10 protein-coding genes are annotated in these 15195 nt (G+C 55.1%); 5 read left to right on the plus strand and 5 right to left on the minus strand.

All coding sequences use genetic code 11. The annotated features are described in order from the left end of the window. Positions 1-116 precede the first annotated feature (116 nt). The 5 genes from cadC to lysS all read left to right on the plus strand — a co-directional run bounded on the left by cadC (position 117) and on the right by lysS (position 8831). Entirely contained in the window at positions 117-1643 is a 1527-nt protein-coding gene (gene cadC / locus ABLU86_RS01485; RefSeq protein WP_348816867.1) for a lysine decarboxylation/transport transcriptional activator CadC, read from the plus strand. Positions 1644-2008: 365 nt separating this feature from the next. Beyond that, the gene (gene cadB, locus ABLU86_RS01490) at positions 2009-3346 is read left to right on the plus strand and encodes a cadaverine/lysine antiporter (protein WP_015367859.1); all 1338 of its coding nucleotides are present in this window, start codon (positions 2009-2011) and stop codon (positions 3344-3346) included. 82 nt (positions 3347-3428) lie between these two features. Then, the gene (cadA, locus tag ABLU86_RS01495; RefSeq protein WP_015367858.1) at positions 3429-5576 is read left to right on the plus strand and encodes a lysine decarboxylase CadA; all 2148 of its coding nucleotides are present in this window, start codon (positions 3429-3431) and stop codon (positions 5574-5576) included. 60 nt (positions 5577-5636) lie between these two features. Beyond that, positions 5637-7109 (plus strand): dipeptide permease DtpD, encoded by a 1473-nt coding sequence (gene dtpD / locus ABLU86_RS01500; protein ID WP_042893727.1) that lies wholly within the window; start codon positions 5637-5639, stop codon positions 7107-7109. 204 nt (positions 7110-7313) lie between these two features. Then, on the plus strand, positions 7314-8831 hold the full coding sequence (lysS, locus tag ABLU86_RS01505; RefSeq protein WP_015704650.1) for a lysine--tRNA ligase: 1518 nt from the start codon (positions 7314-7316) through the stop codon (positions 8829-8831). Between the two features lie 58 nt (positions 8832-8889). On the opposite strand, the gene ABLU86_RS01510 is transcribed toward lysS, so the two are convergent. The 5 genes from ABLU86_RS01510 to ABLU86_RS01530 form a co-directional block, all read right to left on the minus strand. After that, the gene (locus ABLU86_RS01510) at positions 8890-10278 is read right to left on the minus strand and encodes an amidohydrolase family protein (RefSeq protein ID WP_047038933.1); all 1389 of its coding nucleotides are present in this window, start codon (positions 10276-10278) and stop codon (positions 8890-8892) included. 17 nt (positions 10279-10295) lie between these two features. Further along, the gene (locus tag ABLU86_RS01515; protein WP_047038935.1) at positions 10296-11246 is read right to left on the minus strand and encodes a carbamate kinase family protein; all 951 of its coding nucleotides are present in this window, start codon (positions 11244-11246) and stop codon (positions 10296-10298) included. A 127-nt stretch (positions 11247-11373) separates the two neighbouring features. Continuing rightward, a complete protein-coding gene (locus tag ABLU86_RS01520; RefSeq protein WP_015367853.1) occupies positions 11374-12792 on the minus strand; it encodes a DUF1116 domain-containing protein in 1419 nt (472 codons plus the stop codon). Beyond that, positions 12792-14339 carry an acyl-CoA synthetase FdrA gene (gene fdrA / locus ABLU86_RS01525; RefSeq protein ID WP_348796363.1) on the minus strand — a complete coding sequence of 516 codons (1548 nt, stop codon included), beginning with the start codon at positions 14337-14339 and terminating at the stop codon, positions 12792-12794. The genes ABLU86_RS01520 and fdrA overlap by 1 nt, the downstream gene beginning before the upstream one ends. After that, positions 14329-15192 (minus strand): DUF2877 domain-containing protein, encoded by an 864-nt coding sequence (locus ABLU86_RS01530; protein WP_032712788.1) that lies wholly within the window; start codon positions 15190-15192, stop codon positions 14329-14331. The genes fdrA and ABLU86_RS01530 overlap by 11 nt, the downstream gene beginning before the upstream one ends. Positions 15193-15195: the final 3 nt, after the last annotated feature.

Raw genomic sequence — 15195 nt, forward strand, 5'->3', positions numbered from 1 at the left:
TTTGTATATAAAGGGAGTAGCTTATGCCAAACGTGTGGGGTATTGACCACCCGCATAATTAGGTAGGCGAAATGTGGTATTATCGCGCCTTTCCCTTTTCGTCCTGGGGTTTTTTTATGCAACAACCTGTTGTTCGCGTTGGGGAATGGCTCGTTACTCCTTCTGTAAACCAAATTAGCCGGAACGGACGTCAGCTTACTCTCGAACCGCGTTTAATCGATCTTCTGGTCTACTTTGCTCAACATCCTGGCGAGGTACTTAGCCGGGACGAGCTTATCGATCACGTCTGGACGCGCAACGTGGTGACCAGCCATGTCGTCACCCAAAGTATTTCCGAGTTGCGTAAGTCACTGAAAGACGGCGATGACGGCAGCATGGAATATATTGCGACGGTGCCCAAACGCGGCTACAAGCTGACGGTCCCGGTAATTTGGTGTACGGAAGAGGGCGAAGAGTTGGCGCCGGTTGTCCCGCCAGTGGCCCCTGTCACCGTTCCTGAAACGTCGCCACCGACTATTTCTCCTTCATCTGCTGCGCCAGCGGCGGCGGCAGTGCCGGAAAAACGTAAACGGATCACCACCTTTTGGGTATGGACGCTATTCCTGCTGGCGTTGGGCAGTTGCGTCGCGTTAGTCGCTTTGTCGTCGATAGAATCGCGGCCGCCGGAAACCAAAACTCGCCTGCTGCTCAACCCGCGCGATATCGACATACACCTGGTAAACGGCAGTTCATGCAACAACTGGGCATCGCAGCATGCCTATGCGGTAGGGTTGGGCAGCCTGGTAACCACCTCGCTCAACACTTTCTCGACCTTTATGGTCCACGATAAAACCAACTACAACATCAACGAGCCCAGCAGTTCGGGTAAAACGTTGACCATCGAATTCGTTAATCAGCGCCACTATCGCGCCCAGCATTGCTTTATGTCGGTGCAACTGGTCGATAACGCCGACGGCTCGACGATGCTCGATAAACGCTACTTTATTACCATGGATAACCAGCTCACCATTCAGAATGACCTGCTGGATAGTCTGTCAACCGCGCTAATGCAGCCGTGGCCGGATCGCATGAAAGCGATGCTGAAACAGTATCAACCCGCGCAAAGCCCTTCATTAACCCGTCTTTATCAGGCCCATCAGCTGTTAATGAAAGGTGATGTTGATTCATTAGGTAAAGCCAGCGATATACTTGATGACGTCATTAAACAATCGCCGGACTTTATTTATGCATACGCCGAAAAAGCGCTGGTGGATGTATTACGTCATTCGCAGCAGCCGTTGGATGAAAAACAATTAGCGACGCTGTATGCCGAGGTTGAAAAAGTAGGTGAAATGCCCGGCATTAAAGATATGGCGATTTTCTACCAGATAAAAACGGTAGATATGTTAGGCAAAGGGAAAATAGATGAAGCGTACAGCGCTATCAACACGGGCATTGATTTAGAAATGTCGTGGATGAATTACGTGCTACTCGGAAAAGTCTATGAGATGAAAGGACAGAACCGCGAAGCTGCCGATGCCTACCTGACGGCGTTTAATTTACGCCCTGGCGAAAATACCTTGTACTGGATTGAAAACGGAGTATTCCAGACCTCCGTCACCCGCGTAGTACCGTATCTCGACAATTTCCTCGCTTCAGAATAAGTAAACCCTCATCATGCTCATGGTTTTGAGTATGATGAGGTTAAATTTATGTATCTCATGAGCACTCTGATTGTTACCTGAAATAAGCGTTATTTTCCTGCCTGGTAACACAATTTCAACACCGGAATGTCTCTCTAACTCTTTGTAAGTAGGCGATGTTTATCTTTTTTTGATATCAAAATGTCATGTTTATATGTTAATCGAAAAAGGTCAAAATATCATTTGTCTGATGTTTGTAGTTATTTCACTTTATCTTTAGGATTTATCTCGTACGAATCAGTAATCTTGTTGGCAGTTGGTCGGGTCAATAAATGGTTCTCTATCATGATCTGTACCTCCCAAATAAACTTAGGAGAAAAACAACCATGAGTTCTGCCAAAAAGATCGGGCTATTTGCCTGTACCGGCGTAGTCGCCGGTAATATGATGGGGAGCGGTATTGCACTATTACCTGCGAACCTCGCCAGCATCGGTGGTATTGCCATTTGGGGTTGGGTGATTTCTATTATTGGCGCGATGTCTTTGGCTTATGTTTATGCCCGGCTGGCGACCAAGAACCCGCAGCAGGGTGGCCCAATTGCGTACGCAGGGGAAATTTCTCCGGCCTTCGGTTTCCAGACCGGCGTCCTTTATTATCATGCAAACTGGATTGGTAACCTGGCAATCGGTATTACCGCCGTCTCTTATCTCTCTACGTTCTTCCCAATTTTAAATAACCCGGTGCCAGCAGGTATTGCCTGTATTGCCATCGTGTGGATCTTTACTTTCGTTAATATGCTCGGCGGGACCTGGGTAAGCCGTCTGACCACTATTGGTCTGGTACTGGTGCTTATTCCGGTGGTGATGACAGCGGTCGTCGGCTGGCATTGGTTTGACGCGGCAACTTATCAGGCGAACTGGAACACCTCCAGCACCACTGATAGCCACGCGGTCATTAAAAGTATCCTGCTCTGCCTGTGGGCCTTCGTTGGCGTAGAATCCGCCGCAGTGAGTACCGGGATGGTGAAAAACCCGAAACGTACCGTACCGCTGGCAACCATGCTGGGTACTGCGATGGCTGGTATCGTCTATATCGCCGCGACTCAGGTTATCGCCGGTATGTATCCTGCTTCTCAGATGGCCGCATCCGGCGCGCCGTTCGCGATTAGCGCCTCTACCATTCTCGGCGGCTGGGCTGCTCCGATGGTTTCCGCTTTCACCGCCTTTGCTTGCCTGACTTCTCTGGGCTCGTGGATGATGCTGGTTGGCCAGGCCGGCGTACGTGCCGCCAACGACGGTAACTTCCCGAAAGTGTATGGCGAAGTCGATAGCAACGGTATCCCGAAAAAAGGCCTGCTGCTGGCGGCGGTGAAAATGACCGCGCTGATGGTGCTGATTACCCTGATGAACTCCGCCGGTGGTAAAGCTTCTGACCTGTTCGGCGAACTGACCGGTATCGCGGTACTGCTGACCATGCTGCCTTACTTCTACTCCTGTGTTGACCTGATTCGTTTCGAAGGCATCAACATTCGTAACTTCGTTAGCCTGATTTGTTCGGTACTGGGTTGCGTGTTCTGCTTCATCGCGCTGATGGGTGCAAGCTCCTTCGAACTGGCCGGCACCTTCATCGTTAGCCTGATTATCCTGATGTTCTACGGTCGCAAAATGCACCAGCGCCAGCAGAACAACGCAACGGATAATAACAGCCCCGCTAACGCGCACTAATCAGTAACCCTTTTTCCTGAGGCTCCTTCCATCACCTGTCACATCGAGACGGGAGGGGCTTTCTACATCTGGAGATTTGACTATGAACGTTATTGCAATCATGAATCACATGGGTGTTTACTTCAAAGAAGAACCCATCCGTGAACTGCATCGTGCTCTCGAACGCCTGGACTTCCGTATTGTCTACCCGAACGACCGTGACGACTTATTAAAACTTATCGAAAACAACTCTCGTCTGTGCGGCGTGATCTTCGACTGGGATAAATACAATCTCGAACTGTGCGAAGAAATCAGCAAAATGAACGAGTACATGCCGCTGTACGCTTTCGCTAACACCTACTCCACCCTGGACGTTAGCCTGAACGATCTGCGCATGCAGGTTCGCTTCTTCGAATATGCGCTGGGCGCCGCTGAAGATATCGCGAACAAAATCAAACAGAACACTGATGAATACATCGACACCATTCTGCCGCCGCTGACCAAAGCGCTGTTCAAATATGTACGTGAAGGCAAATACACCTTCTGTACCCCAGGCCACATGGGCGGTACCGCGTTCCAGAAAAGCCCGGTAGGCAGCATCTTCTATGATTTCTTTGGTTCCAACACCATGAAATCCGATATCTCCATTTCGGTTTCTGAACTGGGTTCACTGCTCGACCACAGCGGCCCGCACAAAGAAGCGGAAGAGTATATCGCTCGTGTGTTTAACGCTGAACGCAGCTACATGGTGACCAACGGTACATCTACCGCTAACAAAATCGTCGGTATGTACTCCGCGCCTGCCGGCAGCACCGTACTGATTGACCGTAACTGCCATAAATCGCTGACTCACCTGATGATGATGAGCGACATTACGCCGATCTACTTCCGTCCGACCCGTAACGCCTACGGTATCCTCGGCGGGATCCCGCAGAGCGAGTTCCAGCACGCGACTATCGCCAAGCGTGTGAAAGAGACGCCGAATGCGACCTGGCCGGTACACGCGGTTATCACCAACTCAACCTATGATGGTCTGCTGTATAACACCGACTTCATCAAGAAAACCCTGGATGTGAAATCCATCCACTTTGACTCCGCATGGGTTCCTTACACCAACTTCTCGCCGATCTATGAAGGCAAATGCGGGATGAGCGGCGGTCGCGTTGAAGGGAAAGTGATCTACGAAACCCAGTCCACGCATAAACTGCTGGCGGCGTTCTCTCAGGCTTCGATGATCCACGTGAAAGGCGACGTTAACGAAGAAACCTTCAACGAAGCCTACATGATGCACACCACCACTTCTCCGCACTACGGTATCGTAGCTTCCACCGAAACCGCGGCGGCGATGATGCGCGGTAACGCCGGTAAACGCCTGATCGACGGTTCTATCGAACGTTCTATCAAGTTCCGTAAAGAGATCAAACGTCTGAAAGGCGAGTCTGAAGGCTGGTTCTTCGATGTATGGCAGCCGGAACATATCGATGGCGCTGAATGCTGGCCGCTGCGTTCCGATAGCGCATGGCACGGTTTCAAAAACATCGATAACGAGCACATGTACCTCGACCCGATCAAAGTCACGCTGCTGACTCCGGGGATGAAGAAAGACGGCACCATGGATGATTTCGGTATTCCGGCAAGCATCGTGGCGAAATATCTCGACGAACACGGCATCGTGGTTGAGAAAACCGGTCCGTACAACCTGCTGTTCCTGTTCAGCATCGGTATCGATAAGACAAAAGCGCTGAGCCTGCTGCGTGCGCTGACCGACTTCAAACGCGCGTTCGACCTGAACCTGCGGGTGAAAAACATGCTGCCGTCTCTGTACCGTGAAGATCCTGAATTCTATGAAAACATGCGTATTCAGGACCTGGCGCAGAACATCCATAAACTGGTTGAGCATCACAACCTGCCGGACCTGATGTTCCGCGCATTCGAAGTGCTGCCATCCATGGTGATGACCCCGTATGCCGCGTTCCAGAAAGAGCTGCACGGTCAGACTGAAGAAGTGTACCTCGAAGAGATGGTAGGCCGCGTCAACGCCAACATGATCCTGCCGTATCCTCCGGGAGTACCGCTGGTCATGCCTGGTGAGATGATCACCGAAGAAAGCCGCCCGGTACTGGAATTCCTGCAGATGCTGTGCGAAATCGGCGCTCACTACCCGGGCTTCGAAACCGATATCCACGGCGCATATCGTCAGGCGGATGGTCGTTACACCGTTAAAGTGCTGAAAGAAGAAAACAACAAGTAATAGACGCACACAAGGGAAGTGGCTTGCCACTTCCCTTTTTTCACGCTGCAAGGAGAACCTATGAAAACACCCTCACAGCCGCGCGCGATTTACTACATCGTAGCGATCCAGATCTGGGAGTACTTCAGCTTTTACGGCATGCGCGCCTTACTCATCCTTTATCTCACCCACCAACTTGGCTTTGATGATAGCCACGCCATCAGTCTGTTCAGCGCCTACGCATCTTTAGTTTACGTAACCCCCATTCTCGGCGGCTGGCTTGCCGACCGCCTGCTCGGCAACCGCACGGCGGTGATTGCCGGGGCGTTGTTGATGACCCTCGGCCACGTGGTGCTGGGCGTCGAATCTGATTCCACCTGGAGCCTCTATCTGGCGCTGGCGATCATTATCTGCGGCTATGGCCTGTTCAAATCCAATATCAGCTGCCTGCTTGGCGAACTGTACGCCGCTGACGACCATCGTCGCGATGGCGGTTTCTCGCTGCTGTATGCCGCCGGTAACGTCGGTTCGATCGCCGCGCCCATTGCCTGCGGGCTGGCGGCGCAGTGGTACGGCTGGCATATCGGCTTTGCGCTGGCGGGGATCGGCATGTTCATCGGCCTGATGATTTTCTTAAGCGGCAGCCGCTACTTCCGCGACACCCGCGGCGTCGATAAACAGGCGCTGCGCGCGGTGAAATTCGTGCTGCCGACCTGGGGCTGGCTGGTGGTGATGCTGTGCCTGGCGCCGGTGTTCTTCACCTTGCTGTTAGAAAACAACTGGTCCGGTTATCTGCTGGCGATTGTCTGCCTGTTCGCCGCGCAGATGGTGGCGCGGATCATGATCAAATCGCCGCAGCATCGCCGCGCGCTGTGGCAAATCGTTCTGCTGATGTTGACCGGAACGCTGTTCTGGGTACTGGCGCAGCAGGGCGGCAGCTCGATTAGTCTGTTTATCGACCACTTTGTTGATCGCCGGCTGTTCAATATTGAAGTACCAACCGCGCTGTTCCAGTCGGTTAACGCGGTGGCGGTGATGGCGGCTGGCGTGATCCTGGCGTGGCTTATCCGCCCGGAAGGGCGTACCCGCTCGGTGTTAAAAGTATGGCTGAAATTCGCATTCGGTCTGCTGCTGATGGGGGGCGGATTTATGCTGCTGGCGCTAAATGCCCGCCACGGCGCGGCTGACGGTCAGGCCTCGATGGGCATGATGGTCGCCGGGCTGGCAATGATGGGCTTTGCCGAACTGTTTATTGACCCGGTGGCGATGGCGCAGATAACCCGTCTGAACATGCCCGGCGTCACCGGCGTATTAACCGGCATTTATATGTTGGCCACCGGCGCGGTCGCCAACTGGCTGGCCGGGGTGGTGGCGCAGCAAACCACCGAATCGCAAATCAGCGACACGGCGATTGCCGCCTATCAGCATTTCTTTTCGCAGATGGGCGAATGGACTCTCGGCTGCGTGGCGGTGATTGTCATTGTCGCCTTTGCCGCGATTTGCAGCCCCGGCCAGCGCAGCGCGACCGGGGACATTAACTCAACAGCCAAGTGAACAGGAGGTGGATATTCTGGCAGGCGCGGAAGCCAACGATAAAAAATACCGTTAGTGAAGCCATAGCTGAGTGAGATCAGCTTGTAGTGAATCCAGAGTCGTTAAGATTGTTCTCTGGTGTGTTACCAGAGACAGGCCGCGCTGAATGGTGACCTGGTTCAATTTATCGAAGCTAGTTTGAAAGCAGGGTTATGAGGAACCAACATGTCTGAACAACAAGCACAAGGTGCCGATGAGGCAATTGACCTTAATAATGAACTGAAAACTCGTCGCGAAAAATTGGCTGCGCTGCGTGAGCAGGGCGTCGCTTTTCCGAACGATTTCCGTCGCGATCATACCTCTGACCAATTGCACGCTGAATTCGATGCGAAGGATAACGATGAACTCGCTTCCCTGAACGTTGAAGTCTCTGTTGCTGGCCGTATGATGACCCGCCGCATCATGGGTAAAGCCTCTTTCGTCACCCTTCAGGACGTCGGCGGCCGCATTCAGCTGTACGTCGCGCGCGATGACCTGCCGGAAGGCGTCTACAACGAACAGTTTAAAAAATGGGATCTCGGCGACATTATCGCCGCCCGCGGCAAGCTGTTCAAAACGCAAACCGGCGAACTCTCCATTCACTGCACCGAGCTGCGTCTGCTGACCAAAGCCCTGCGCCCGCTGCCGGATAAATTCCACGGCCTGCAGGATCAGGAAGTCCGCTATCGCCAGCGTTATCTGGATCTGATCGCCAACGAAGAGTCGCGTCATACTTTCCGTATCCGTTCGCAGATCCTCGCCACCATGCGTCAGTTCATGGTTGCTCGCGGCTTTATGGAAGTCGAAACCCCGATGATGCAGGTGATCCCTGGCGGCGCTTCCGCCCGTCCGTTCATCACCCATCACAACGCGCTGGATCTGGATATGTACCTGCGTATCGCGCCGGAACTGTATCTGAAACGTCTGGTGGTTGGCGGCTTCGAACGTGTCTTCGAAATCAACCGTAACTTCCGTAACGAAGGGATCTCCGTACGCCATAACCCAGAATTCACCATGATGGAACTGTACATGGCGTATGCGGATTACAAAGATCTGATCGAACTGACCGAGTCGCTGTTCCGCACTCTGGCGCAGACGGTGCTGGGCAAAACCGAAGTGCCGTATGGTGACCAGGTGTTTGACTTCGGCAAGCCGTTCGAAAAACTGACCATGCGCGAGGCCATCAAGAAACACCGTCCGGAAACCAACATGGCGGATCTGGATAACTTCGACGCGGCGAAAGCGCTGGCGGAATCTATCGGTATTCAGGTAGAGAAAAGCTGGGGTCTGGGACGTATCGTCACGGAGATCTTCGATGAAGTGGCGGAAGCGCATCTTATCCAGCCGACCTTCATCACCGAATATCCGGCGGAAGTTTCCCCGCTGGCCCGTCGTAACGACGTGAACCCGGAAATCACCGACCGCTTCGAGTTCTTCATCGGCGGCCGCGAAATTGGTAACGGCTTTAGCGAGCTGAACGATGCCGAAGACCAGGCGCAGCGTTTCCAGGATCAGGTTAATGCCAAAGCGGCGGGCGATGACGAAGCGATGTTCTATGACGAAGACTACGTCACCGCGCTGGAGTACGGCCTGCCGCCGACCGCCGGTCTGGGTATCGGTATCGACCGCATGGTGATGCTGTTCACCAACAGCCACACCATCCGCGACGTTATCCTGTTCCCGGCCATGCGTCCGCAGAAGTAATCGTGTTTGGTAAATGACAAAACCCCGGCTTGCCGGGGTTTTTTAAATTACGGTGGCATCAGGCGCCGACGCTGCCCCAGACCATCTTACCTTTATGGAAGGTGGCGGTGCGCGGCGAAATTCGCGCCACGGCTTCGGCGGAGCAGGAGGCATCGACCAGCACAAAGCTGGCGTCGTCCTGCGCTTTTGGCCATACGCGCTCGCCTTTGTCATTCAGCGGCAGCACGTCGCCGGTGGCGATGGCCAGCGCGCGCGACAGGGTCTGCTCATTGGGGCGGATATACAGCTGGGCGTAGAGATTGGCTTTCTCCAGCATGTCGCCCAGTCCGTAAGGCGACCAGTGGTCAATTACGCTATCGGTACCGGTCATCACGAAGACGCCTTTTTCGCGCAGTTGTTTGAGCGGCATGTGCAGAGTGCCGATCGGCACGGTGGAGGCGATGGTGATCTGCTGCGCCGCCATGCGGGTCGCGATGGCATCTACCTGCTGCTCGTTGAGCGTCGCCAGCGCAAAAGCGTGGCTGATGGTCAGCTTGCCTTTCAGCGCCGGCGTCTTCTCCACGGTTTCCACCATATAGTTCACTGCCGCCACGCCCGCCGGGCTGGTTTCATGCAGGTGAATATCCACCCCTTTGTCGTAATCGAGTGCAATCTGGAACATGGTATCGAGCGATTTCTCCATCGCGCCATCGACGTTAGTCGGGTCGAGGCCACCTACGTAGTGGGCGCCGGCCTGCATCGCTTCGCGAACCAGTGATTCCGATTTCGACAGCAGCAGCCCGTGCTGCGGAAAAGCGACGATTTCGCAGTCAAAGCCTGGCTTACGCCGCGCCAGTACTTCCTGCAGATTCTCAAGGTTCTTCAGCCCGGACACCGGCTCAATATTGCAGTGGCTGCGGGCGATAGTGGAGCCTTTGGATTGAATCAGGTCGATAAGCTTCTCGGCGTGCGCCTGCGTATAAGGCTGGAGTTCCGGCAGCAGTTTCTGCTCAAGCTTGATCATATCCTGAATGGTGGTGCCCGCCGGGCGGTTCAGCGAGCGCCACGGGCCGCCGTAAAACGTTTTGTCCAGATGGATATGCATGTCGCGCATGGCAGGCAGCATCAGTTTACCGCCCGCGTCATAGCGCGGCAGCGTGGCGTCCGGGTGGCTCAGATTGCTGCGCAGGGCGACGATTTTGCCGTCTTTTACTTCCAGCGTTTGCCGCTCGGTCCGGGTGTGAACCACCACGCCGTTTTCATATTCGAAGCCGCTTTCCAGCAGGACGTTATCAAGGTAGTAATGTTTATCGGCGACGTTGACCGCGCCTTTATTATCGCAGGTGGCTGCGGACGGCTGGCCTCCGACGGCATACGCCGCCGGCGCGCCCGCCGCCAGCAGGGCGGCGGCGGTGACCATTTTTCCGCTTTGGGTAAGAAATTCGCGACGGCTGTTGTCTTTATTCATCCTTTTTTCCTTTTGTGTCAGTCATGCACAATATGAGTTCCCGTTTCGCCGCGTAGCGCGGCTGGTAGACATTCCGGCGTAGTGATGATCACCCGTTTGCCGCCGTGTTGCAGGAACGCGAGGCTGGCGACGATTTTTGGCAGCATGCTGCCAGCCGGGAAATGTCCTTCTTGCATATAGCGGCTCATCTCGTCGATAACGACGCGACCCAATGCCTGCTGATTAGGCTTGCCGAAATTCACGCACACTTTCTCCACCCCGGTGGTGATCACCAGAATATCAGCATCAATTTCGCGGGCCAGCAGGGCGGTTGAGAGATCTTTGTCGATCACCGCATCCACGCTCTGGTAGTCGCCCTGCGGGCTGCGTACCACCGGGATCCCGCCGCCGCCGGCGCCGATCACCACAAAGCCTTGCCGGGTCAGCGCTTTAATAGCTTCCGCTTCGACAATGCGTTTCGGCTCCGGCGAGGCGACCACCCGGCGATAGCCGCGGCCCGAATCTTCCACAAAGCGCCACTCAGGATGCGCCTGTTGTAGTTCATCGCGCTGGCTTTCGCTAAAGAACGCGCCGATAGGCTTGGTCGGATAGGCAAAGCCGGGATCGTTTTTATCCACTTCAACCTGGGTGACGACGGTAACCGCCTTTTGCTCGCCGCGCTGGGCAAGGCGGTTATTCAACGCCTGCTGGATCAGGTAGCCGATGCCGCCCTGGGTATCGGCGACGCAGTTAGCCAGCGGCGTCAGCGGCAGACCTTCTCGTTCGTGGGCTATCTCCGAGCGGCGTAAATCCAGCCCAACCTGCGGGCCGTTACCGTGGGTTAGCACCACGTTATAGTCCGATGCCAGCATCTCCAGCACCGTACTGGCCACCGCTTTGACCGCCTCGGCCTGATGCTCGATCGACTGGCTGGCGTTATCTTTGATAATGCTGTTGCCGCCAATGGCAACGACGATAAGTTCTTTCATATCCGGCTTCCGCTACAGAAGGTGATGTGGTTATTGTTATTGTGTGGTCGTGGTAGTCGCCCGGCCAGGCGTAGGGCTGCCGGGGATTTCCCGGGGTCGGCGTAAACGCCTCGCCCGGGCTACAACGCTAAACGTCGTAACGATCGCACCAGCTGAGGATCGCTTTTTCGAAACAGGCGAACGGCGGATGAACGATCCCGGCGCCGATCATGCCGATCCCGGCGTCTTTGTGGGCGATAGCGGTGTTGATCACCGGTAAAATACCGCTGCTGCCGACGCGGGTGATGTCGATCGCGGTCGGGATCCCCATAAAGCCGAGCAGCGGAATGGTGACGTTCGGGTTTTCGCCAAGGGTGATTTCACGCATCTGGCGCGAGAAATCGACCGCTTCTTCTACCGTTCCGCCGACCAGCGCGACGATAGCCGGCGCCGTCGCCATGGCGAAACCGCCGATGCCATAGGTTTCGGTAATCGCGCTGTCGCCGATATCAAGGCCGGAGTCCTCCGGTTTAAAACCGGCAAACATCGGGCCTATCACTTGCTGCGCCGGGCCGGTAAACCATTGTCCCGGCAGGCCGCTGACCCGCAGTCCGAACTCGACGCCGTTACGCGCCATGGTGGTCACCACGGTGCTGTATTCAATACCGTGGGCCGCGTCCATCGCCGCTTTGCACATCGCCATCCACGTCGGCCCGGAGAAGTAATCGCTGCTGGCGACAAATTCGAACACTTCGCGCTGCTGCTCTACCGGATAACCGGCCTGAATAATCCCCGGCGTGAGCGCCTGAATCAGCAGGGTGGTGCCGGCGTTGTTGCGGTTATGGCACTCATCGCCCATGTGTAGCGCCTGCGCCAGCATTAAGCGCAGATCGATTTCGCCGATGATCTTCATGGCGTCGCGCAGCATGGGGCCCTGCACGTCGCGCATCCAGTTCAGACGATCGATCACGCTCTTATCGTTAGCTCCCATGCGCAGGATCTTCGCCATCTGCTCGCTCATGTTGGTATAAGCGATATTGCCGTAGGTTTTGTTCTCGACGATGTGCATGAACATCGACGCTGACGTCACGCCCGCCATCGAACCCACGCAGTCGTGTTCGTGACAGGGTGAGAAGGTAATTTCACCGGAGGCGGCAAGCTCGGCGGCTTCATCCAGATCTTTCGCCAGCCCTTCAAAGACCAGCGCGCCGGTGACCGCGCCTTTCATGGCGCCGCACATGTTTTGCCATTCCACCGGCGGGCCGGCATGCAGAATGGTTTTTGGCGTCATGCCCGGCACGACGTTAATGGCCTGATCAAAGCCGATGAGTACCGGGTGCGACTGAATAATGCGCTCCAGCGCCTGCTGGTTGGCGGCGGCGATTTTATCCGCCAGCGGCGAGTCGGCGATGCGATCCAGCGCCTCGACCACCTGCATATTGCCCTGGCCCGGCGGCGTCCAGTCGAGCTGGGTGACGGCGGTGTGCTGCTTTTTCAAATCGTCGCTGAACATGGCGATACCGACGTTAATCACGTTCAACGGCTGGTTAAATAGCGACTGGCTCATCAGGCTTGCTCCCCTTTGCAGATAAATTCACGCGCCAGCAAACCGGTATTGGTACTGCTGCTGGCCAGAATGACGCCAGCGTCAAGCAGCATCTGGCGCTGTTGCTCCAGCGACGGCGTATCGATGTCGGTGCCTAACACATAAGCGAGAATCGCTAATGGGCGGCCATCGGCGGCGGCAATGGCTTTGGCCTCTTTGATCGCCGCGATCGTCGAACCCACCGGATCTTCATGCGCTCCGAAGCCCAGCACGAAGTCCATGACGATGACCGCCACTTCGGGATCGCGCGCTTCTTGCAGCAGGCGACTGATACGGTTGGTTGGGTCGATCATCGGGTGCGGCTTACCGTTGGTGAAGTCGTCATCGCCGAAATCGAGGAAGGTGTGTTTGATGCTGCGATTGATATCGCTCAGGCGATAAGCCGGATCCGGCTGAATGTTGCTATAAACATCCGCGTGTTTTTCCAGTACCGCGAACATGGTTTCATCGCACAGGGTACCGCCGCAGAACAGGCCGCGAATGTACTTTTGCTGTGGCGTGAGCTGCGCGCGAACGTCAGCAATCAGCGCCTGGTTCAGCGGATGTACATCGAGATTTTCCTGCTTAATACCGCTCAGCAGGACGGCCTTCAGCGCCGCGTCTTTAGTGCCGCGGGCGAACTGCAGGCCTGGCTCATCGGCGGGAGGCTCGGCGCGGCCGAGGAAGCACGCCACCACCGGTTTACGGCAGGCGCGAGCGCGTTCGAGCACTTTTTTCGCCACCGCTGGAGCCGGTGGTTTAGAAACAAGGACGATAATTTCTGTTTGCGGATCGGCTTCCAGCATCTGAATGGCGTCGAGCATCATCAGGCCGCCGATTTTCTCACTCAGATCGCGACCGCCGGTACCAATCAGCTGCGAGATGCCGCCGCCGAAATCATGGATACGGACGCTCAGCTCCTGGCTACCGGTGCCGGAGGCGCCGATAATACCGATGTTGCCACGGCGAACCGCGTTACCGAAGCACAGCGCCGCGCCGTTAATAATGGCGGTGCCGCAGTCTGGTCCCATCATCAACAACCCCTTTTCGTGGGCCAGCTGTTTCAGCGCCAGTTCGTCGTCAATAGAGACGTTATCGGAAAACAACATCACGTTAAGATCGTTTTGCAGCGCCTGACGCGCTTCGCGAGCGGCAAACAGGCCGTTGACCGAAATAATCGCGAGGTTACTTTGCGGAAGATGTTTTTTGGCGCTGGCGAGGGTAGCGTAGCGCGTTTCGTGCTGGCCGCTTTCGGCCTTTTTGCTGAACAGCGCTTCTATTTCACTGAGTATCTGTTCGCAATCGGCGCCGTCTTTGCCCTTGATGACGATCATCAGGTCGCCGTTTTTCGCTGCTTCCAGCTCCGGCGTCAGCAGCCCAAGGTTATTCAGCACCCCTTTGTTCATTTCCGTCGCCATCGCCACAAATGCCTGCTCTACGCCATCGAGCTTATTAGCGCGGGTGGAAATCGACATTAATGAGACGGAATCAAAATAGGTATTCTTCTTCACCACTATTTTAACTGACATTATTTCCTCCATACGTTTGGCTCAGCGCGCAGGCATCCGCCATGCCCAATAGCATGTCGCTGCCGGAACTTGAGCCAATATTTTTAATATCGGCAATTGCCTCAATAGAAAAGGTTGTCGATTGATTAACCAGCAGATTAATCAACACGGCGATACTTTCGCGATAACGTTGGTTTATCGCTGCCTCCAGCGTTATCGCGCTGAGCGGCGTAGTATTTTGTCGGGCGCTCTGCAGCGCGGTTATAAATGCTTCCCGGTATTGATTAGCCGGGTGCCCCTTTATGAATAAAATAACGCTTAGACCTAGCAAATAATCATCCGCCGATGGCGTCAGGCCAATGCCTAATCCGATCATGTTCGCCACGGCGGCGTTGATATTTTTATTTTCGCCAAGCGCTTTAAATAAGGTTTCCCGTCGCTGCTGGAGTTCATGACGCATCGCGTGATAAAAGGGATTGTCGCCGCGATAGAGAAATAACGTGTCATCCTCATGTAACTGCGTAACGATAATGTTGCGCCATCGTCGCCAGGCTATCTGGCTAAATGTTGCCGCGTTTAATACTGCCTGCGGCGTTTGCCAGCGCTCACAACGGTGGATGTCTATCCATGTATTATCGCCAATGTAAATCCCTGAATCGGTAAACCGGACGCTTTCCCCTGGCCGGAGCAGGTTGTCAAAGTGGGTGAGTGCTAACCTACAGCTATTGGGCGCATTATCAGAGGTTTCACACAACAGCGTCAGAAGCCCTGGTTTGCCGGGGATGAGCAGGTTCACCGCATGAGTGAAAACCTGCTCGACCTGTCCGCCGCCGCGCTGCGAGAGAAAGCTCTCATCCGCAGTTAGCGCTTGCACACA

This window comes from Klebsiella sp. JN_Kp121, assembly GCF_040062145.1.
Classification (GTDB): domain Bacteria; phylum Pseudomonadota; class Gammaproteobacteria; order Enterobacterales; family Enterobacteriaceae; genus Klebsiella; species Klebsiella aerogenes.